Source organism: Kribbella sp. VKM Ac-2566 (assembly GCF_004366005.1).
Classification (GTDB): domain Bacteria; phylum Actinomycetota; class Actinomycetes; order Propionibacteriales; family Kribbellaceae; genus Kribbella; species Kribbella pratensis.
The window spans coordinates 458,597-477,256 of the sequence record NZ_SODT01000015.1 but is presented as its reverse complement, the minus strand read 5'-3'; the positions used below and the strand labels follow the sequence as shown (position 1 = coordinate 477,256).

At 67.0% G+C, this 18,660-nt stretch carries 21 protein-coding genes and 9 tRNA genes; 15 read left to right on the top strand and 15 right to left on the bottom strand.

Annotated features, from left to right (window positions below; genetic code table 11):
- Positions 1 to 107: 107 nt before the first annotated feature.
- The 4 genes from EV647_RS39410 to EV647_RS39395 form a co-directional block, all read right to left on the bottom strand.
- A complete protein-coding gene (locus EV647_RS39410) occupies positions 108 to 590 on the bottom strand; it encodes a GNAT family N-acetyltransferase (protein ID WP_134012336.1) in 483 nt (160 codons plus the stop codon).
- 473 nt (positions 591 to 1,063) lie between these two features.
- A complete protein-coding gene (locus tag EV647_RS39405) occupies positions 1,064 to 1,570 on the bottom strand; it encodes a DUF2716 domain-containing protein (protein WP_134012334.1) in 507 nt (168 codons plus the stop codon).
- Between the two features lie 144 nt (positions 1,571 to 1,714).
- Positions 1,715 to 3,298, bottom strand: a complete 1,584-nt coding sequence (locus tag EV647_RS39400) for a caspase family protein (protein WP_134012332.1) — start codon at positions 3,296 to 3,298, stop codon at positions 1,715 to 1,717.
- A gap of 121 nt (positions 3,299 to 3,419) precedes the next feature.
- Positions 3,420 to 3,740, bottom strand: a complete 321-nt coding sequence (locus EV647_RS39395; protein ID WP_134012330.1) for a hypothetical protein — start codon at positions 3,738 to 3,740, stop codon at positions 3,420 to 3,422.
- 160 nt (positions 3,741 to 3,900) lie between these two features.
- Here EV647_RS39395 and EV647_RS39390 point away from each other — a divergent pair, with 160 nt between their 5' ends.
- Entirely contained in the window at positions 3,901 to 4,314 is a 414-nt protein-coding gene (locus EV647_RS39390) for a hypothetical protein (protein WP_134012328.1), read from the top strand.
- Positions 4,315 to 4,362: 48 nt separating this feature from the next.
- On the opposite strand, the gene EV647_RS39385 is transcribed toward EV647_RS39390, so the two are convergent.
- The 6 genes from EV647_RS39385 to EV647_RS39365 all read right to left on the bottom strand — a co-directional run bounded on the left by EV647_RS39385 (position 4,363) and on the right by EV647_RS39365 (position 8,653).
- On the bottom strand, positions 4,363 to 5,103 hold the full coding sequence (locus EV647_RS39385; protein WP_202876469.1) for a DUF2071 domain-containing protein: 741 nt from the start codon (positions 5,101 to 5,103) through the stop codon (positions 4,363 to 4,365).
- 145 nt (positions 5,104 to 5,248) lie between these two features.
- The gene (locus EV647_RS43450) at positions 5,249 to 5,383 is read right to left on the bottom strand and encodes a hypothetical protein (protein WP_255517830.1); all 135 of its coding nucleotides are present in this window, start codon (positions 5,381 to 5,383) and stop codon (positions 5,249 to 5,251) included.
- A gap of 148 nt (positions 5,384 to 5,531) precedes the next feature.
- Positions 5,532 to 5,813, bottom strand: coding sequence for a hypothetical protein (locus tag EV647_RS39380; protein ID WP_134004184.1), 282 nt, complete (start codon positions 5,811 to 5,813; stop codon positions 5,532 to 5,534).
- A 59-nt stretch (positions 5,814 to 5,872) separates the two neighbouring features.
- On the bottom strand, positions 5,873 to 6,535 hold the full coding sequence (locus EV647_RS39375) for a tyrosine-type recombinase/integrase (protein ID WP_238177620.1): 663 nt from the start codon (positions 6,533 to 6,535) through the stop codon (positions 5,873 to 5,875).
- Positions 6,536 to 6,906: 371 nt separating this feature from the next.
- A complete protein-coding gene (locus EV647_RS39370; RefSeq protein WP_134012324.1) occupies positions 6,907 to 7,575 on the bottom strand; it encodes a hypothetical protein in 669 nt (222 codons plus the stop codon).
- A 1,002-nt stretch (positions 7,576 to 8,577) separates the two neighbouring features.
- Positions 8,578 to 8,653 (bottom strand) — tRNA-Thr (locus EV647_RS39365).
- An 83-nt stretch (positions 8,654 to 8,736) separates the two neighbouring features.
- Here EV647_RS39365 and EV647_RS39360 point away from each other — a divergent pair.
- The 11 genes from EV647_RS39360 (at position 8,737) to EV647_RS39325 (ending at position 12,962) form a co-directional block, all read left to right on the top strand.
- The gene (locus tag EV647_RS39360) at positions 8,737 to 9,087 is read left to right on the top strand and encodes a hypothetical protein (protein ID WP_134012321.1); all 351 of its coding nucleotides are present in this window, start codon (positions 8,737 to 8,739) and stop codon (positions 9,085 to 9,087) included.
- A 397-nt stretch (positions 9,088 to 9,484) separates the two neighbouring features.
- Positions 9,485 to 9,560: transfer RNA gene (locus tag EV647_RS39355), tRNA-Pro, on the top strand.
- Between the two features lie 92 nt (positions 9,561 to 9,652).
- A tRNA-Arg gene (locus tag EV647_RS39350) sits at positions 9,653 to 9,726 on the top strand.
- A 2-nt stretch (positions 9,727 to 9,728) separates the two neighbouring features.
- Positions 9,729 to 9,802: transfer RNA gene (locus tag EV647_RS42350), tRNA-His, on the top strand.
- 40 nt (positions 9,803 to 9,842) lie between these two features.
- Positions 9,843 to 9,916: transfer RNA gene (locus tag EV647_RS39345), tRNA-Leu, on the top strand.
- 72 nt (positions 9,917 to 9,988) lie between these two features.
- Positions 9,989 to 10,435 (top strand): HNH endonuclease, encoded by a 447-nt coding sequence (locus EV647_RS39340; protein WP_134012319.1) that lies wholly within the window; start codon positions 9,989 to 9,991, stop codon positions 10,433 to 10,435.
- A gap of 33 nt (positions 10,436 to 10,468) precedes the next feature.
- Positions 10,469 to 10,541: transfer RNA gene (locus EV647_RS42345), tRNA-Gln, on the top strand.
- 12 nt (positions 10,542 to 10,553) lie between these two features.
- Positions 10,554 to 10,646 (top strand) — tRNA-Ser (locus tag EV647_RS42340).
- Between the two features lie 79 nt (positions 10,647 to 10,725).
- Complete coding sequence (locus EV647_RS39335) at positions 10,726 to 11,871, top strand: RtcB family protein (RefSeq protein WP_202871242.1); 1,146 nt, start codon at positions 10,726 to 10,728, stop codon at positions 11,869 to 11,871.
- A 40-nt stretch (positions 11,872 to 11,911) separates the two neighbouring features.
- Positions 11,912 to 12,000, top strand: a tRNA-Ser gene (locus EV647_RS39330).
- A gap of 134 nt (positions 12,001 to 12,134) precedes the next feature.
- A complete protein-coding gene (locus EV647_RS39325) occupies positions 12,135 to 12,962 on the top strand; it encodes an alpha/beta fold hydrolase (protein WP_166680541.1) in 828 nt (275 codons plus the stop codon).
- On the opposite strand, the gene EV647_RS42710 is transcribed toward EV647_RS39325, so the two are convergent.
- Positions 12,943 to 13,092 carry a hypothetical protein gene (locus EV647_RS42710; RefSeq protein WP_202876483.1) on the bottom strand — a complete coding sequence of 50 codons (150 nt, stop codon included), beginning with the start codon at positions 13,090 to 13,092 and terminating at the stop codon, positions 12,943 to 12,945. The two genes, EV647_RS39325 and EV647_RS42710, sit on opposite strands and share 20 nt — an antisense overlap.
- Between EV647_RS42710 and EV647_RS43780 the strand changes: the two genes are divergently transcribed.
- The 3 genes from EV647_RS43780 to EV647_RS43445 all read left to right on the top strand — a co-directional run bounded on the left by EV647_RS43780 (position 13,025) and on the right by EV647_RS43445 (position 13,698).
- Positions 13,025 to 13,381 (top strand): isoprenylcysteine carboxylmethyltransferase family protein, encoded by a 357-nt coding sequence (locus tag EV647_RS43780; RefSeq protein WP_370344804.1) that lies wholly within the window; start codon positions 13,025 to 13,027, stop codon positions 13,379 to 13,381. The two genes, EV647_RS42710 and EV647_RS43780, sit on opposite strands and share 68 nt — an antisense overlap.
- A tRNA-Tyr gene (locus EV647_RS39315) sits at positions 13,382 to 13,464 on the top strand.
- A gap of 111 nt (positions 13,465 to 13,575) precedes the next feature.
- Positions 13,576 to 13,698: a hypothetical protein gene (locus EV647_RS43445; protein WP_255512188.1), complete on the top strand. Its 123-nt coding sequence runs from the start codon at positions 13,576 to 13,578 to the stop codon at positions 13,696 to 13,698.
- Positions 13,699 to 13,875: 177 nt separating this feature from the next.
- Here EV647_RS43445 and EV647_RS39305 read toward each other — a convergent pair whose 3' ends face one another.
- Genes EV647_RS39305 through EV647_RS39290 form a run of 4 tightly spaced genes read right to left on the bottom strand, consistent with a single transcriptional unit; the run spans position 13,876 to position 18,620 of the window.
- The gene (locus EV647_RS39305; protein WP_134012315.1) at positions 13,876 to 15,153 is read right to left on the bottom strand and encodes an alpha-L-fucosidase; all 1,278 of its coding nucleotides are present in this window, start codon (positions 15,151 to 15,153) and stop codon (positions 13,876 to 13,878) included.
- Positions 15,150 to 16,508, bottom strand: a complete 1,359-nt coding sequence (locus EV647_RS39300) for an FAD-binding oxidoreductase (RefSeq protein ID WP_238177619.1) — start codon at positions 16,506 to 16,508, stop codon at positions 15,150 to 15,152. The genes EV647_RS39305 and EV647_RS39300 overlap by 4 nt, the downstream gene beginning before the upstream one ends.
- Before the next feature lie 4 nt (positions 16,509 to 16,512).
- Positions 16,513 to 17,379: a U32 family peptidase gene (locus EV647_RS39295; protein WP_134012311.1), complete on the bottom strand. Its 867-nt coding sequence runs from the start codon at positions 17,377 to 17,379 to the stop codon at positions 16,513 to 16,515.
- On the bottom strand, positions 17,376 to 18,620 hold the full coding sequence (locus EV647_RS39290; RefSeq protein ID WP_238177618.1) for a DUF362 domain-containing protein: 1,245 nt from the start codon (positions 18,618 to 18,620) through the stop codon (positions 17,376 to 17,378). The genes EV647_RS39295 and EV647_RS39290 overlap by 4 nt, the downstream gene beginning before the upstream one ends.
- Positions 18,621 to 18,660: the final 40 nt, after the last annotated feature.

Genomic DNA, 18,660 nt, shown 5'->3' with positions numbered 1-18,660 from the left:
AAACCGATGCCTACAGCACCCCCTGAGTGACCGCCACTGACCATCGGTTAGGGCACGTGGAGGGCACGATGCACGCCCTGGTCGTCATTGCGAACTCAAAGGACCAGTCACGGTGTCTTCGTTGGAAGCGACGTCCACAATCGGACCTCATCGAAGACGAGACCATCGTGATCGTGGTAGCCGCCGGGCAACTGACCCCACACCTGGAATCCGAGTCCGATGTAGGCCTTCTCGGCATGAGTGCCTCCGCGACAGCTGACCTCAAGGATCGAGCAACCCCAGTCACTGGCGTGACTGCCCGCAGCGTCCACAATCCTTCGAGCGAGACCTGTCCCACGAGCGACGGGAAGAATGACAAGGCCGCCCAGCTCGGCCCGATGCCTGCACAACCGATGCTCCAGGCGCTTTACCGTGGTCATCCCCACCACGCCGCCGTCCTTTTCGGCCGCGACGAGAAAGCGGGAGTCGCGCCCGTGTTCCTCGTCGATCGCCGACATGACCAGCGTGGTGGTCTCGTCGATGGTGAGCCCGCACAGACGGTTTTGATGAAGGCTCTCAATGTCGCTCTCACGAACGGGGCGAATGATCACTTGGCCGACGATAGTGGCGCTGCCCCGAGCGTGGCCAAGGACTTTCGTCCGTCAGCGTCTCCACACCCGCCCCGTCCCCCTCATGACCGCCAAACCCAGGCCAGCGCGGCGCATGTCAAGAGCCGGCTTGCCGATCCCGTAGGGACGCGAAGCGCTCTTGACCTGGGTCGTGGGGCCGTACGATCGAGCGGCGAGGGGACGGGCTGACCGGCGGTCAGACGCCGACCACGTCGGCTGGTGGCAGGTGGGGTCGCGTAGACGGGGTAGCGTCCTGCTCGTCAGGTCCGGCGAGGACGGCGGGCCAGCGCCGCCCGCAGTCCGGGCCCGCGCGCCGAAGGCGCGCCTTGATCCATAAGAGCCCAATTCGGCAGGGTGCTCGGGTCAGGCGGTGTCCTCCGTCGACAGATGCGCGACAGATCTCCGCCAGGTGATCTGCGACAGCCGAAAGCGCGGATCCCGGCAGATACGTGCGTTTATGGGCTCTGTGGGTGGCGCGGTAGCCAGGTCAACAGTTCCGCCCCGAGGGTGCGCACCAGCTCTTCGCCCCAGACGGTCAGCGACTGCTGCCACGGGTGTGCGAACGTGCCCCACCGTAGGTCCGATGTGGTGTGAACGTAGTAGTCGCCGTTCGGGAACACCGGGACGGGCCATCCGACGTCCGCGAGAGCGTGCTTCGCCGGCGAGTAGTGGTATGGGGTGTGCTGCCAGTCCAACGCGGTCAACTCTTCCTCGTCGGTCAGCCAAACAAAGCTCCGGAGGGCGGCCGCGGCGATCGCCGCTTCCGCGGCCACGAACCGAGCGCCCTCGTGAGCAAACACAGGAGCGAGGTCGATCACCACACAGCTGTCAGGCAGCCGGATCGCAGGCACATCACGCTCGTAGTAGTCAGGTTTGAAGTCGAAGCGAGCGTCGAACGCCGCCCATGCCTCGGCGTATTCAATCGGCCGCCACACTCCTTCGGCCCAGAATGCTTCGCTCATAGGCAGAGGCTAGTTTGATGCGACCTCGGACGCCTCGACTTTCCTGTCAGCGGCATTTGCGGACGATGCGATCAGTAGTGCCAGTGGACCGTTACGTGTGTAGTGGGCGGTGTGCAGAGGGTCGCCTCCGCCGCCTGATCCGCCTCAACCCTGCCGGGTCATCCGGACCTCGAACTCGGGCACGTTGCCGCCGGGGTCGGGATCGACTGCCATCTTCAGGTCGCCGCCGGACAGGTGCGTGAAGACCACGGTCCACGGTTTGCACCCCGGGTCGGCTGCAGGGCCTGGCGCGAAGCGCATCGTCAGCCGGGAGTCGGTGGCGTCGCGGACGGTGAGCGGGCCCTGAAAGCACGATGAGGCATCACTCAACAACTCGCCCTTTTGCAGCTCCTTGCCGAGCGTCGCCGTGAACACTCCCCTGGTGTCGGTGCCCCGCCACTGGCCGTCGAATGACGCTGGGATCGTCGTGGAGTGGCCGGCCTGATCGAGCACCCGCCAGGTGACCACGCCACCCACGAGCAGGGCGGCTGCCGCCAGTGCGGCCACGATCACCCGTCCTCGGATCGTCCCCGGCCACCAACGCCTCCGAGACGGTGTTGTCGGTGTGGTGGGTCCCGGCGGGTGAGCCGGCGTCGTTGCCGTCGGCGGGCGTCGGATCGGGCCAGTCGCCCCGCCTGTGTTGGTTGGTTCTGTCGGTGGTGCCGTGCCGGTGGCGTTCGGCGGCGCGGTGTGGGGTGACCCGTCGAGGACGGCCGACGCGGCGGCCACGACGGTGCGGCTGTCGTCGTCGGCCAAGATTTCGAGGGCCTGTCGGGCAGCCAGGGCAAGGCCTTGGTGGCGGCCGGACAGCAGTCGGGCCAGCTCGTCCACCGCGCCTGCCCGGACGCCGGCGAGCGGGCTGTCGATGGAGTGCTGGAGCTCCGGCGGCAGCGCGGCCGGCTGGGTGACCGGGGTGTTGCGCCGGGCGATGACCAGGTCGCCCTGGACGCCGAAGGTCCACTTGCCGGGGTTCTGGTGCGGGGTGACCTCGCGGACCGCTTCGTAGACGTAGTCGTAGAGCTCGTCCAGGTCGACGTACCCGTCCTGGTCGCGGTCTGCCTCCCCGGTGGTGAGACCACGGACCATCGCGGTCGTGAAGACAGAGGGAGCCGGATCGCCGGACTCGGTGAGCTCACCGCCCTCGAAGGCGTATTCGACGGCTCCCGACGCCGTGATCACCGCTCGCCCGCGCCCGCCGAATCGCTCCTCGAGATCCATGACCTTGGTGGCGCGGGCCCTCAGCCCACGATCGAAGGCTCCGGCGTAGCAGCAGTCGAGGAACAAGACGATGCGGTGCGACCGGCTCTGGGTCATCCGGCGGTTCACGAAGTCGGCGGCGACCGCGGTCGCGCCCAGGAGGCGGAGCCGGGTGTTCGCCATCGCGAAGTACAGTTCGCCGTCCTGGTCCTTGATGCCATGGCAGGAGAAGTGCAACAACAAGAGGTCGTCGGGAGAGCGGTCGGTAAGGAACTCCTCGACGGCCTCATTGACCACGTGGGCCGGCTCGTTCAGCAGCGTCCGGACATCGAAGCCGCCGATCTCCGGGTCGCTCAACACCGCCGCCAGGGCGTCGGCGTCCGCGGCCGGAGCCCGGAGCTCGCTGAGCCCCGGGTCCTGGTACTCGTTGCTCGCCACGATCAACGCGCTGCGGCGGCCGCGCGCCGACTCGAGCCAGGGGCCGCCAGTCATGGTCTCAGTGTGGCGTCGGGCCGCCCGGGTGGGAAGGCGACCATCGAGCGCCAGCCCGACAGACACGCCTTGTCAAGCCTTGTTGCGGCCTCCACCCACAGCGGCAGATGGGGACGTTTCGCTATTGGTCGGGCCAAGTGCCGGTCGTTAGAAACACGTCGACTTGCCGGTCGCGTGTCTCCAGGTCGGTATCGTCGTCGAGTTGTGGGACAGATCCAGCGAGGAAGCCCCGGATCCAGAGGCGGGTGGCCACGGGCAGGTCGTCCGGCAGCTCACTGAGGCTCACTCGGAAGCTGACTTGTCGAAGTTCGCACCACGCCGGCATCCGACCTCGGAAGGTGTTACCCGCCGAGGGATACAGAATGTCGCGCGCCCCTTCGCGGTAGGGGCAGGGAAACCAGAGCTCGGGATCGATGTCGCCGCTGCGTTGGTCGAGTTGCACCTGAGCGAGCGTAGCCGCCCGGCCGTGGACGCTACCTGGACTGACCGCACATCGGCATGAGCGAGACTTGCGACAACCGATCGGCGGCATGTGCGTGCGTTCTCGGCCACCCATCGGCATGCTGTCCAGGTGACCAACTGCGACCAGAAGGCGCCGCCGCATGTGGGTGCTTGATCCGGCGAACAGCCGAGAGTTGCTGGACCGGCTTCGGCCTCACGCCCTGAGCCCAGACTTCGAGGTTGTCTGGTGCGGTGAGGGTTGGAAACCACTGGTCAGTGACTGCCACGACGAACTCGCCGCTGCCTTCCCCAACTACCGGTTCTACGCAATCAAGCAGAAGTGGGGCGTGCTCACGTTCCAGGCACGACCGAGGGCCGGAGAAGTCGCGTCCGAGGAGCTGGCCCTGGTGGACGAGATCACGGACAGGTTCCGCCGCGCGTCTGAGGCCATCTGCGAGTGGTGCGGAAGACCTGGCTCACTCCGATCAGACGGACCTGAATGGCTGACGCTGCGCGACCAGTGCGCCCGAGACATGGAGACCACCTACTACCCCAGCTCAACACCCATTGTGTGAACGCTCATCGGCACGACCGCGCCTTACTATCCGCGGCAGATCCGGACATCATGCGGCGGGCTCAGCTTGGAGCCGCAGGCTCGAGAGTGGCTCCCACAGCACTGGCATCTTTCGCATGATCAGGGCGTCGTCGAGTTCGGCGGTTCCGGCCGGGAAGATCCCGGCGTCGTCGAAGAACGACGAGCGCGCATGAGTTACCGACGTGGGTTCAACCTTCCACGCGGAGGTCTTCAATCCCAGCCCGTCGAACCGGTCGGGCCGGCGTGTGGCCGAGTATCCGACTGAGCCGGTCTCGAAGAAGGCTGAGGCCTCCTCAATGCCCGCGAAGAGGCGACTGTCGCCAAACTCGTCGCTGATGTTCACCGAGACGTCGACCCAGGCGGCGCCGTCCAGAGAGGTGTAGGCCACCCGGATAGCTTCGTCGGTCTCGTCCACGCGGAACCGCGCCCGGTGGTGCTCGCCGGGATAGACGCGGCCACCGAGCACGACGTTGGCCCACGAGTCGCTGTCGCGCCTAGGGATGTAGACGCCTGTCTGCGGGCCGTTCGCCGTGTCCCACTCGACCGCCACGCGGTGCGCGGCGTTCTCGCTACGCAGCCCGACCCATCGCGGCGCGTGTCTCGGGCGCATCTGGCCCAGGCGGATGAGGCAGATGCCGGCAACCGCGGCGCCACCGACCAACTGCGGCCGGAACGGGTGGGGAAGCACGCGGGCTATCACCTCAGGGTCCACCCGGTAGTTCACCAGTAGCCGGCGCTCGATCTGACCGTGGATCCCAGGAAGCAGCACGTTCTCCTCCGATCGGTGGTCTCCATTGTCCCCTCGGAATACCGACCGCCTGAGGAGAACCGGGCTGACAGCAGACTCTCGCACTCGCGCGGACAGCAGCATGACCGGACCTGCGCTGACAGCCCACGCGGAACCGATGTTACGTTCAGCGGTGCTTGTCCGGCGGCACGATCTGAGTCTTGCTCTTGTCCTCTGCCTTCGCGTGCTTCTCGGCGCGTTTCTCCTTGAGAGACTTGCCCGCCTTCTTGGACATGTGTTGCCGAGGCGATTTGTCGGCCATGACTGCTCCTTGAGCGGAAGCCTGGCTGGCTTCCTGAATCCACCGTACGCCGGGATTGGCGCGTCCGCTCATCGGCATAACAGCGCGGAATGCGGCATGTCCGGATGGCCGCAGCACTCGCTATCTGCGTCAGGCGAGTGCGCTCGAATCAGTCGGTAGCACGCTCGGCTCGGCTGCCGATGAGGACGTCTGCCGCAGTGACGCCGACCACAGATATGGCCCGCAAGTCACGGTCTGTAAAGGACGTGAGGGGAAACTGCGCGACGGTCGAACGCACAGTCCGGCCGCCTGAAACGGGCACAAGCAACGTATCGCCGACAGCGAGTGAGTCCCCGTCGTAATCGACGCGAACCCCAGCCAGCGTGACGTCACCTTCATACCCGTCCAGCGGGTCGAACGCGTCCCGGATCTCGAATATGAACTTCCCCATGCTGGTCATCGTAGGGCTCGACCGTCGACCGCTCATCGGCACGACAGGAAGACCTGCTTTCAAGTGGCGGAGGCCATGTACGCGGCGAGGATGTTGTTGGGATGGCGGTCGAGGTTCTTGCGGGCGCGGTCATAGCGCATGGTGGTGCGTGGGTCGGCGTGGCGGGCGGCGATTTGTACATCGCGCAGGTCAACGCCGGCGTCGAGCATCGTGGTGACGAAGGTATGCCTGAGCATGTGCGGGTGCATCCGCGGCAGCTTGATACCTGCTTGTTCGGCGAGCCGGCGCAGTCGGCGGGTTGCGCAGTGCCGGTCCATCCGCGTGCCCCGAGAGGTCAGCAGGATCGGTCCGGCGGTCCGGTCGTCGATGGCCCGCTCAATGGCGCGGCCTACGGCTGGGGGAAGCGGTACAAGCACGATCTTGTCGCCCTTGCCATGTACGCGGAGAACCCGATGGCCGTGCTCCTCGCCGAGGTCCTCGATGTCGCTGCCGGTAGCCTCGAAGATCCGCAGCCCGAGCAGCCCCAACATCGAGACGAGGGCGAAGTCGCAGCGGTTGGGCGACTGCCTCCCGGCGGTCAACACGGCCTCGAACTGCAGATGTGTCAGCCCGAGCGTTGGGGATTCGGCCGGCACATGCGGGCGGCGCACATACTCGGCCGGGGAGTGCTCAAGGACACCGTCTATCACGCACGTCCGGTAGAAGCCCGCGACGACCGACATACGTCGGGACACCGTCGATGGCCGGTACCGGCGCACTTCTTGTAGCCAGCGGATGTAGAGCTCAACGTGTGGCCGGCTCACTGCGAGAGGATCCAGGCCGCGCTGATCGCACCACACGAGATACCCCCGCAAATCCGACTCGGTGTGGATCCGGGACTGACCTTTGAACCGAGCCAGGTAGGCGGCGACGGCTATCCGTGGGATGCGAGACGTCGTGACGACGACACCGGAGACGGCCGGGCCCGGTTGTGAGATGTCCATTCCCTCAGTGCTCAGGGCCGCGGCAGGTCGCGTCAACCGCCTCACAAGTTCACCATTGCGGCATGTCCGCGCATCAGGCGAATGGCCCTGTTCCTCGCTCGGCAGAGCGGCTACACCTCACCGTTGTCGCGGTACGCATCGCCCGTCGGGGTGAAGGTGAACGTATCTGCGAAGGCGCCCCCGCCGTACCGGACCGCCACGAGCGCGGGCTGGGTTTCCGGCTGCGAATCGGGGGCGGTCCAGTCGTAGGTGCCCGCGAAGTGCAGGCAGACCAAGCCGCTGTCTCGGCTCGTAGGGGCATAGGCCAGAGTCTTGCCGTAACGCGGGTTGTGGCCACCAAACAACACCGAAGGCGGCCCGAGTTCGGCTTGGATCTCATCAAGCTGGAAGTCCCGCGCACCCCACCGACCGCTGTCGGCGCTCAGCTGCCGGTGTTCCTGGTCTGGCAGGGTTCGATCAACGGTCAGCCAACCGTGTCGCCAAGCGATCTCCGCGTAAACCGAGGCCACCGCTGCATCCGTGTCCGCGTACCTGGGCAGGATCGCCGCAAATGCACCGCGAACACCAACGGAGGTGAACGCAGCTCGGGCCCGAAGGTCGTCATGTTCCCGCCCCCACTCTTCGTGCCTTCCCTCGACGAACGCGACAGCATCCAGGAACAAGCGGATGGCGACCTCTCCACCCCACATTCCGGGACGCCGCAACGCTTGGTTGAGCCGGTCCAGGTTGTACCGCCGAATCTCCTCCCGGCCCGGCAAAGGAGGGGTGTCAGCTTCCACGCCTAAGATCATCCCAGGTCGTCACCAGAGGCACTGACCCGCGTCGAATCGGTCCTTCTGGGCGACTTCGACCGCGACGTCTGGGACGAGGGCGGACTGCGTCCCGACTTCCCTCGCAGAGTCGAGGGCGTCTTGACCGACCTGCTGCCTCCAGCTGACATGGCCAGTTTCGTGAGAGCCCTGACCTGAACGGTAGGACGGAGGCTCTCCGCGCGACTGTCGATCTGCGACGTCCCCACATCGGCAGATCCGTGTGTTGGCCGGCTGCTCTCAGGTGGTCGCCAGGCGTCTAGCCTGTCGCACATCAGTTGGCGGATATGTGTCGCGGATCTGGTGGCGGATCACAGCTCGGGTCAGGCGGTGTCCTCCGCCCGGTGATGCGCGACATAGGTCTGCCAGGTGATGTGCGATAGCCGAAAGCGTCATCGCGGTATGAGCGGACGCGGCAGCTTAGTCCAACTGCTCGTACCGAAGCGGCGTCCCGGCGGGTGCCTCAATGTCGGCAAGGAGCCCGGGTGCGATCTCTGTGGCGCTTCCCTGCGCCAGGATCCTGATCCGCGTCGGCGGGGTGCCAACAACGCTCACCCGGGTAGCGGGTTGGAGTTCGGACAAAGGAGCCTGACCCGCTCGAAGCCGCGCTCGACCAAGCGCAGCTCCCCACTCTCAGCAACGAGGTCGAACTCGTAGGTCACCAGGCGACCGTAACGTCTCATCTTCTGGGTGTCTGCTCGTCGGGCAGAGGCGTGCTTCGCCCGCCCGTCATGCCAACGGCAGGCGTCTAGACCTGTCGCACCTCCGCTGGCGGACATGTGCTTCGAATCTGTCGGCGGATCACAGCTCGGGTCAGGCGCGACGCTGGTTTGACAGTCTCTGGGCACGCTCGGTCGGACCTGTGGGACGCGGCCAAGAAGCTTGGGGGCACCACAGGGCACCGAAGGCGATCGAGGCGGGGAACGACGAACCCCCAGCGTCGGAGAGTGGTCTCTGACCTGGGGGTTTGGGTGGAGCCGCCTGTCGGAATCGAACCGACGACCTTCTCATTACGAGTGAGACGCTCTGCCGACTGAGCTAAGGCGGCGGGTGCCGAGGCAAGAGTGTAGCGGGCGGAGGGGAAGGATTCCGAATCGGATCCTTGGGGAGGGGTACGGCGGGGTGCGGGGTGTGGTCGGGGTCACGAGGTGGACGGGTGTCTGCGTCGGGGGTGAGCGGCGTCGTACGGCGGAAGGGGCGGACGGCGGCGTACCGGAACCGGGGTGGGGCGGCACGCCGGAACTCGGGTGGTGGGGCGGCATGCCGGAACTCGGGTGGTGGGGCGGCATGCCGGAACTCGGGTGGTGGGGCGGCATCCCGGAACTCGGGTGGTGGGGCGGCATCCCGGAACTCGGGTGGTGGGGCGGCATCCCGGAACTCGGGTGGTGGGGCGGCATGCCGGAACTCGGGTGGTGGGGCGGCATGCCGGAACTCGGGTGGGGTGGTGCGCGTCGGAGGGGTGGTGGAATTGCGGGGGAATGATTGTTTTGGGAAATGCGTTGACTTCGTTGTGGGTGGTGGGTGAAACTAATTCCGGCAAGACCAAGACCCTGAGGAGAAGATCGTGTACAGGACGCAGATCGCGAATGAAGCCTGGCGGCCCGGCCGTGTGGCTTTGTCGGCGTGCCTGCGATCCGTGGGCGACACCTTCTACCACCAGCTCAGCCTGCGCATGGGCGGCCCGCCTGGGTGATCTCCGAGTGGAGAGATCTCCAGGAGCCGTCTGGGCCGGGTACCGGCAGCAGGCGGCTCTTTTCTTTTGCCCGGCGACGGGATTACTTCACCGAGATTATTTCCGGTATTCACGGATATCGGCACGAACAATGACAACTGGACATTCATCGCATTTCTCCCGGCCTGTCCGAGGGCCGGGAGAGGACCAGTTGTAGGCCAGCGGCCAGGCCACCTCATTTGGGATGAGGGGATCGGGGGTTCGAGTCCCTCCAACTGGACCAGGCGCCCGCAGGATGCTCAGCTACCGGCCGAGCGGGCGCCACAAGCGTGCCCTGCGACGGAAATCCGCAGTACATCCGGCGCAGGGCACCGAACGCCCGTGGCTCAACCGGACAGAGCGCCTGCCTACGAAGCAGGAGGGTGCAGGTTCGAATCCTGCCGGGCGTGCTGTGTCCGAGGTCGAAGTGGGCGAGGCACCGGGATGTGGCCCCGGAGGAAGCGGGTTCGAGCCCCGCCGGACACCCTCTAGTACGACGTGCTCACGCAGCGTACGTCGTACGCCCGCGGCTCTGGCCCAACTGGGAGAGGCGCCTGGCTTAGAACCAGGAGGTTCAGGGTTCGAATCCCTGGGGCCGCACGCACCGACCGACACCGAATTCGCCGACCTGCTGACCGCGGGTCGGGCACACTGGAAGGGAGGAGGAACCACATGAGCGGTGTGATCGTGCTGAACGCGTCGTACGAGCAGCTGCACGTCGTGTCGATCCCGCACGCCATCCGGATGCTCGTCCGGGAGGTCGCCGTCGTCGAGGAAGCGCACGACGGCGCCAGCATCGGACCGTTCCCCCTCCCCCGCGTCCTGCGTCTCGTCCGGTACGTCGTGATGAAGTGGCGCTACGCCTCCGGCCGGCTGCAGTACACGCGGGCCGGCGTACTGAAGCGCGACAAGTACACCTGCGCGTACTGCGGCAAGCTCGGCGCCACCACGATGGACCACGTGATCCCACGATCACGAGGCGGTCGAGGCGAGTGGCTGAACGCCGTCGCCGCGCACGCGGAGTGCAACGAGAAGAAGGGCTCGCGAACACCGGAAGAGGCCGGCATGCCGCTGCTGTGGCAGCCGTGGGTCCCTTCCCGTGCCGAGATAGCGCTCTGACGCGACACCCACCGGTGCCGCCGAGGAGCGCGATGCCAGGTGGGCGCCGGTGACCCACCCTCGGTTCTGACCCGAGGCTCCGCAGGTTCGAGCCCTGCCCTGGCAGCTGCACAACCCTGGTGAGATAAGCCGAGTGTCAGGCCTAGCGGCAGCCGTCTCGAAAACGGCAGGTCCTTCAACGGACGTCTGGGTTCGAGTCCCAGTCTCACCGCATGTACACGATCGAGGAGAGTGGGGAGATGAACGTGGAGCTTCCGGTTGAGCTGAGTGGGGCCAAGAGCTCCACGCTCATGTGGGCGCAGGAGTACGACGTCGACGCGAAGGCGCTGCAGCAGCTGCGGAACATTGCGGCGCTGCCGTGGGTGCACGGCGTCCGGGTGATGCCGGACGTGCACCTCGGCAAGGGCGCGACCGTCGGGTCTGTGATCGCGATGAACCAGGCGGTGTCGCCGGCCGCGGTCGGGGTCGACATCGGGTGTGGGATGGAAGGTGTCCTGACCTCGCTGACGGCTTCGGACCTACCGGACGACCTGTCGGCGATCCGTTCGCGGATCGAGGCCGCCGTACCTGTGGGCTTCCGGGCTCACGAGGACCAGGTCGGCGTACGACGGCTCGGGCTGGACCCGCGTCCGTGGGACAAGCTGTGGGGCGAGTTCACGAGTCTGCACGACGGAGTGCAGGACCGCGAGCGCAAGGCCAAGCAGCAGATGGGGTCGCTGGGCGGGGGCAACCACTTCATCGAGGTGTGCCTCGACGACGAGGACCGCGTGTGGCTGATGCTGCACTCCGGTAGCCGGAACATCGGCAAGGAGCTCGCGGAGCGGCACATGCGGATCGCCCGGGACCTGCCGCACAACGCGGATCTCCCGGACCGTGACCTGGCGGTGTTCCTGTCCGGTACGCCGGAGATGGACGCGTACCGTCGCGACCTCACCTGGGCCCAGGAGTACGCCGCCCGGAACCGGGCCGTCATGCTCGCGCTGGTGATGCAGGCGGTGCGGGAGTCGTTCGAGGTCGACGTACGGTTCGAGCAGCCGATCTCGTGCCACCACAACTACGTGGCCGAGGAGCACATCGACGGGCTCGATCTGCTCGTCACCCGCAAGGGTGCGATCCGGGCCGGGCGCGGGGACCTCGGGCTGATCCCGGGGTCGATGGGCACCGGTTCGTACGTCGTGCGCGGGCTCGGCTCGGAGCGCTCGTTCTACTCGGCCTCACACGGGGCAGGCCGGCGGATGAGCCGCAACGAGGCGAAGCGCCGGTTCACCGTCGACGACCTGGTCGCTCAGACGACCGGTGTCGAGTCCCGCAAGGACGCCGGCGTGATCGACGAGATTCCGGCCGCGTACAAGGACATCGACTCGGTCATCGCCGCCCAGTCCGACCTGGTCGAGGTCGTGGCTCATCTGAAGCAGGTCATCTGCGTCAAGGGCTGAACAGGTCCTGCCGTGGTCAGGGGACACGGCAGGGCCTGTTGGTGAGGTCCGCCTGTTGGCAGGGGCAGCGGTTTGCTAAACCGTCGGTCGGCTTCGGTCGGCTCGCGAGTTCGAATCTCGCTCTCACCGCTGGGCGGCCGGGAACGACCGGCCGCCCTGCCAAGCCGAGTCCAGCTGGTACGTGGTTGTTCGCAGTTCCGCGTGGAGCGGTTTGGGTAGTTCTTCCGAAGCGGATGTACGTCGCCGAGTCCTACGTTGACCTCATGATCGAGCGTGAGCGGCTGCTGAAAGGGCTGCCTGTCGAGGAACGGCGGATCGACGTCAACGACGTGTCGACAGTCGTTCTCCAAGGCGGGGACGGTCCGCCGCTCGTTCTCCTGCACGGTGGTATCGAGTGTGGCGGGGCCTACTGGGCGCCGGTGATTCCACGGCTCGCGGAGCAGTACCAGCTCGTCGTGCCTGATGTGCCGGGGCTCGGCCAGTCCCATCCGGTTGCTCGGTTGGACCAGGCGACGTTCGACGGCTGGCTGAATGCGCTGCTCGAGCTGACCTGCGATCAGCCGCCGACCTTGATCGCACACTCGCTCGTCGGGACGTTGGCCGCACGGTTCGCGGCGACCCACGGCGAGCAACTGCAGCGGTTGGTGCTCTACGCCGTACCTGGGGTCGGACCGTACCGGTTGCCGATCGGGCTGCAAGTGATCGCTGTCCGGTTCGCGCTGCATCCCTCCGAGGCGAACATGGAGCGCATCGAACGGTGGGCGTTCGCCGATCTCGATTCCGTACGACGCCGCGCCCCGGACTGGATGGACGCCTTCAGCACCTATACGCGGAGCCGCGCCCGCGTGCCGCATGTCAAGCGGACGATGCGCTACCTGGTCTCCACCTGCACCAAGCAGGTCCATGACCAGATCGATGTCCCCACGACGCTGGTCTGGGGTGCGAAGGACCGATTCGTGCCGCTGCGTCTGGCCGAGGAGGCAGGCACAAGGCTCGGCTGGCCGTTGCAGGTGATCGACGACGCCGGGCATGTCCCGCACATCGAGCGGCCCGCCGCGTTCCTCGAGGAAGTCACACGGACACGCGGCTGACGAACATCCCGATCCCCGAAGCCAGCCTGGCCGGGATCGCGGTCGGCTTCGCGCTCGAGCAGGTGCGACCGTGGCGAGTCGGAAGACGACCTGCCGGATGGTCGCTCGTCGCCGCCGGAGGCTTGGTCATCGCGGGCTCGTTGCGAGCGGCACGAACCACCGATCTGTCCAGCCCGGACAGGCTCGTCACCAGCGGGCCGTACGCACTGAGCCGGAATCCGATGTACGTCGGATGGGCGCTCGCGCACCTGGGCATCGGACTGGCGACCGGGGCGGGGTGGACTTTGGCGACCCTGCCGGCCGTTGGCCTGTGGATCCACCGGGATGTTGTCCGGGAGGAAAACCGGCTGCAAGCGAGTTTCGGGGACGAGTACGAGCGCTACTCGGAAAGAGTCGGTCGCTACCTCCCCAGGCGATGAGCAGAAGCGCCGCCGTTGGAGAGGCGGGGCGGGCTGTAAACCCGTTGCCACGCGCTGAGCAGGTTCGAATCCTGCCTTCTGCACGCAGGACCAACAGATAGGACAAGAGAGGAGGACCGGCCATGGCCGACCTCAGGAACAGGAAACGAGTGCCTGGCGGCAGGACCGGTGCTCCGGTCCAGCAGGGGCACTCGATGCGACGCGTGCTGCTTGCCTGCGGGCATGTGCAGCGCGACCGGATCGCACACCGCGGGGATCACGTGTGGTGCGAGGCCGAATGCTCCGACTGGACCCGCGTGGTCTCGGTCCAGGAGTAGTGCACACAAGGACAGGTAGTGTCCGGCAACGACCTAGCGCACCTGAGCGTGAAGACGTTCGGGCGTACGGCGTCTCACCGGTGCACTACCTGTCCTTACGCACACATCCCCCTGGTGACGGAATCTCACCGGGCCCTCCGAAGGCTCGGTTCCTGGTTCGACTCCGGGCAGGGGGACTCAGGACAGCAGCGGGTCGAAGTGGACGGCCAGCGAGACAGCCGCCTCGGCTCGGGTGGCGAGAATCCGGACGCGTACGTCGTCAACGTGGATCGGCGTGCTCAACGGCAAAAGTCGGCGATGGCCGATCGTCGTACCGCGGGCGATCTCGGTCCACTCGCCGTCGACGAAACCGTCCACGGCGAACGATTCGACCTGCTGGCCGGCCGTGATGTCCTCGCGCAGGTCGAGCACGTTGACCTCCCCCGGCAGCGCGACCGCGGTGTCGTAGTACTCCCGCACCGCGGCGCCAAATGCGGCCAACGCCTCCACATCAGGATCCGCGAACAACCCTCGCCGATCCGGCGGGATGTTCAGCAGCAGTACGGCGTTCCGCCCGACCGACCTGCGATAGATGTCCAGGAGCTCCGGCAAAGTCTTCACCGACGCGTCCTCAGACGGGTGGTAGAACCACCCGGGCCGGATCGACACGTCGACTTCAGCCGGATACCACCGCAACTCGTCAGCCTGCGCCAACTCGTCAGGCCCAGCCACGGAAGCCGCCGTCTGTGCGGCCACCATCCGCCCGTCAACGAACGGTATGACGCTCCACTCCGTCTCCCGTGCGAACCCGTCCTCGTTGCCGACCCACCGCACATCCGGCCCACCGATCGCGATCGTCGCGTCCGGAGCGAGCCGCCGGATCAGGTCGAACCACGCGTCGTACGCATAGCTCTGCGCACTGCTGGTCGGATTGGCCCCGTCGAGCCAGACCTCGGCGATCGGCCCGTACGACGTGAGCAGTTCATGCAACTGCTGAAGGTAGAACCGGTTGTAGTCGTCCACGACGTACGAGAACTCACCGATCCGCGAGGCCACAGCGGGACTGCCGTTCCCGTAGTACCCGCCCGGCGCCTTCTCCTGATAGAGATCCGCCGGCGAGAGATACACCCCGAACCCGAGCCCGCCCGCCTGGCAAGCGGCCGACAGCTCCGCGACGACATCGCCCCGATACGGCGACGCGGCAACGGTATGCGGCAGGTACTTGCTCGGCCACAAACAGAATCCGTCATGATGCTTGGCCGTCAGGATCACGCTCTTGAACCCGGCGGAGACCAACGCAGCAACCCATTGTGTGCAGTCCAGCGCCGAAGGATCGAACACCGCCGGATCGTCGACACCGGTCCCCCACTCGAGGTCGGTGAACGTGTTCGGCCCGAAGTGCACGAACGCGGTCAGCTCCTGCCGCTGCCACGCGACCTGTCGAGGCGACGGGCGGACTGCGGAGGCATCGATCACAGCAGCACCTTTCCAGGATTGAACAAATTCCCAGGATCGAACGCGGCCTTGATCCGCCTATGCAGGTCGAGCCCGACCGGCCCGAGCTCGGTCTCCAGCCAGCGCGCCTTCAACGTCCCGATCCCGTGCTCGCCGGTGATCGTCCCGCCGAGCCGCAGTCCCAGCTGCATCACCGCACCGAACGCCTCCAGCGCCCGCGCCTCGGCCGCCGCGTCGGCGGGGTCGAAGACCACGGTCGGGTGCATGTTCCCGTCACCTACATGCCCAGGGCAACAAATCAGTACGTCGTACTTCGCGCCGATCTCCGCGATCCCGCGCAGCAGCGTGACCAGCTGCGACCGCGGTACGGCGACGTCGTCGATCAGCGTCGTACCCAACGGCTCCAGCGCGGAGTTCACCAGCCGGCGCGCCTCGAGCAGCATGCGGGACTCTTCCGCGTCGGACGCCTCGGCGACGTCGACCGCGCCGTGTGCCGTGCAGATCTCCGCGATCCGCGCGACGTCGTCCGCAGCGCGCAATCCCCGGTCGGACTGCGCGAGCAGCATCGAGCCGACGTCTTCCGGGAGACCCATGTCCCGGAAGTCCTGGATCGCCCGCAGTGTCGGCTGATCCAGGAACTCGAGCAATGACGGACGCAGACCCGACGCCATCACGGCGGCAGCGGCCGCGATCCCGTCCTCGATGGAGAGGAAGGTCGCCGCCGCGGTCAACGCCGCCTCGGGCGCCGGGCGCAACGCGAGCGTCGCCTCGGTCACCACCCCGAGCGTGCCCTCGGACCCGACGATCAGCCGCGTGAGGTCGTACCCGGCGACGCCCTTCGCCGAGCGCCGCCCAGTGCGCACCACCTCACCGGACGCCAGCACCACTTCGAGTCCGCGCACGAAGTCCGCGGTCACGCCGTACTTCACGCAGCACAACCCGCCCGCGTTCGTCGCGATGTTCCCACCGATCGTGGACTGCTCCCAGGAGGAAGGATCCGGCGGGTAGAACAGCCCCTGCTCGAGGACAGCGCGCGACAACTGAGCATTCACCACGCCCGGCTGGACCACGGCAACCTGGTCCTCGGCCGAGACCTCCAGGATCTGCGTCATCCGCGTAGTCGACAGCAGCAAGCACCCGTCGATCGCGTTCGCCGCACCCGAAAGCCCCGTCCGCGCGCCCTGCGTCACGATCGGGACGCCGAGCTCACCGGCAGCCCGAACCACCTCGACGACCTCTGCGGTCGACGACGGACGCACGAGCGCCCGAGGCATTCCGGCCGTGCAGAACTTCGCGTGATCGTTGCGATGGCTGTCCAGTACGTCGGGATCGTCGACGACAGCGTCATCTCCGAGGACCGACCGCAGCCGGTCCACGAGCTCATCCCTCATCTTGCTCGGCGAGCAACCGCAGGATCAGTTCCGCCCGCCGGACACGCTCCCGTCCGAGGGCTTCCGCCGTACCGGCCAGATGCGCCCCGACCGGGTAGATGTTCGGTGCGTTCCGCAGGCCCATCTTCAGATAGACGGGCGCCGCGGTCCGGACGATCTCCGGTACGTCGTAGAAGCGGACGTGGCCGCCCTGGTCGTCGGGCACCTCGATGTACATGTCGATCGGCACAGTCGTCACCGACCGGATCTCCGCGAGCACCGGCACCGGAAGGTCCGTCGACACGTTCAGGCTGGTCGCGCCGAGCCGCTCGTACAGCCGGGCGGTCGGTGCGTTCGGCAACGGCATCAACACCGACGTCTTCAGCACCAGATCTGCCGGCAGTTCGCCCTCGATCTTCAACTGGCCCAGGATCTCGAGTACGCCGATGTCGCCGACCAGCAGGCTCCGTACGCCGAGCTCGACCGCGCGGAACGCGTCACACAACGACGCCGCCACCTGTTCGTTGCCCCGCGCAACACCACCGACCGCGGCCGACACCTTCGCCTGACCTCCGATGTCCCATGCGCCCCGCGGACCGAGAAACAGGCACACCTCGACTCCCGCGGAGGCGCCCAAAGACAGCATCTCCTCGATCTCGCCGTCGGTCAGCATCATCACGCCGCTGCCCTGCGACACCCGGTCGATCGTGATGCCGCGGGACTTGGCCTCCTCCAGTACCGCGGTCATCACCCGCGGCCCTTCACAGGAAGGGATCTCGACCTTGTACGGCGATCCGTCGGGGAAGGTACGGGTCGACGTCTCGCCCGGCCGGAAGCCGCGGTCGGCCAGCAGGGCACGTGCTTCGCGAAGGTTCATGTCTCGCTCCAAGGTCCGAGTCGACCGGCCTGCGTCAGGTCCCTCGCCGTACCGGTGATCTCCAGGTCGAATCGTTCGGCCGCCTCGGTCAGCAGGGCCGGTGTCACCATCAACTCGTTCGGTGACAGGGTGTCCTTGATCCGGGCCAGCCGAAGCTCCGACCAGTGCCGCCGTCCGCACATCGTCACGGCGGCGAGTACGGCGGCCTCGTCGTCCTCCATCACCATCGGCAACCGCGAACGGCGGGCACCGCCGGCGCCCGAGGTCAGCGCGTTCACGTAGCTCGCCCGCAGGTCGATCTGGTCCAGAAGCCGCGCCGGGATCACGTCCGCGAGGCCGAGTCCGGAGGCGTTGCCGTGCGAGGCCGGCGACAGCGAGTGCACGCTGATCGCGGCGATCGACGGCGACTCGAACTCCGGGATCCCGTGCACCCAGCACCGACCGATCACGTTGGTGTCCATGCCGGCGCCGGACTTGTCCTTGCCCAGCTCGTCGACGACCAGGACGTCCAGCTCGTCGAACGGCAGTCGTCCGAGCAGGCTGGAAGCCCTTTGCAGCAAGGCGTTCTCGGCTGCTTCAGCGATCCCGTTGGACGCGAGCAGCTCGACCGAGGCGGTCTGCTCGCGCGCGTTCTCGAGGATCGCCAGACCGCCGAGGATCTTGCCTTGTGCAACCACCATCCGGGCGGCGGCCTCGATGTTGGCGCCGAGCGACGGGATGCCACCGGCGTGCAGGGAAGCCGCGCCGAGGTGGTTGCCGAGTCCGATCGCGAGGATCTTCGCGATCCCGCTCTCGATCGGACCGCGGAAGTCGGTGTGCGGTTTGACCCGGTTCACGAGCAGTACGCCGTCGGCCTTGGCGGCGATCGTGTCGTGGTGGACCTCGGTGCCGTCCGGGAGCCTGCCGACGACCACGGTCTCCATTGTTGCCTCGATGGGGCAGCCAACGGTTTCCGAGGTGATTCCGAGGCCTTCGAGCATCTCCCGCTGGCCGTCGGCGGTCGCGCCGCCGTGTGACCCCATCGCGGGGATCACGAACGGCGCGGCGCCGGCGTCCCGGAGCCAGTCCACGGCTGCCTTCACCACCGGGACCAGATCGTGAATGCCCCGGCTGCCCGCGGTCACCGCTATCCGGGCATCCGGCACGATCCGTCCCCGGAGCGGTTCGAGCGCCGCACGCGCGTCGGCGTACGGGTCGGCCGACACCGGCAGATCCGAGAGGATCCGCCGGATCGGCGTCACCTGCGGGAGCGTCCCCGACGGCCTCAATCCCCGGACCGGT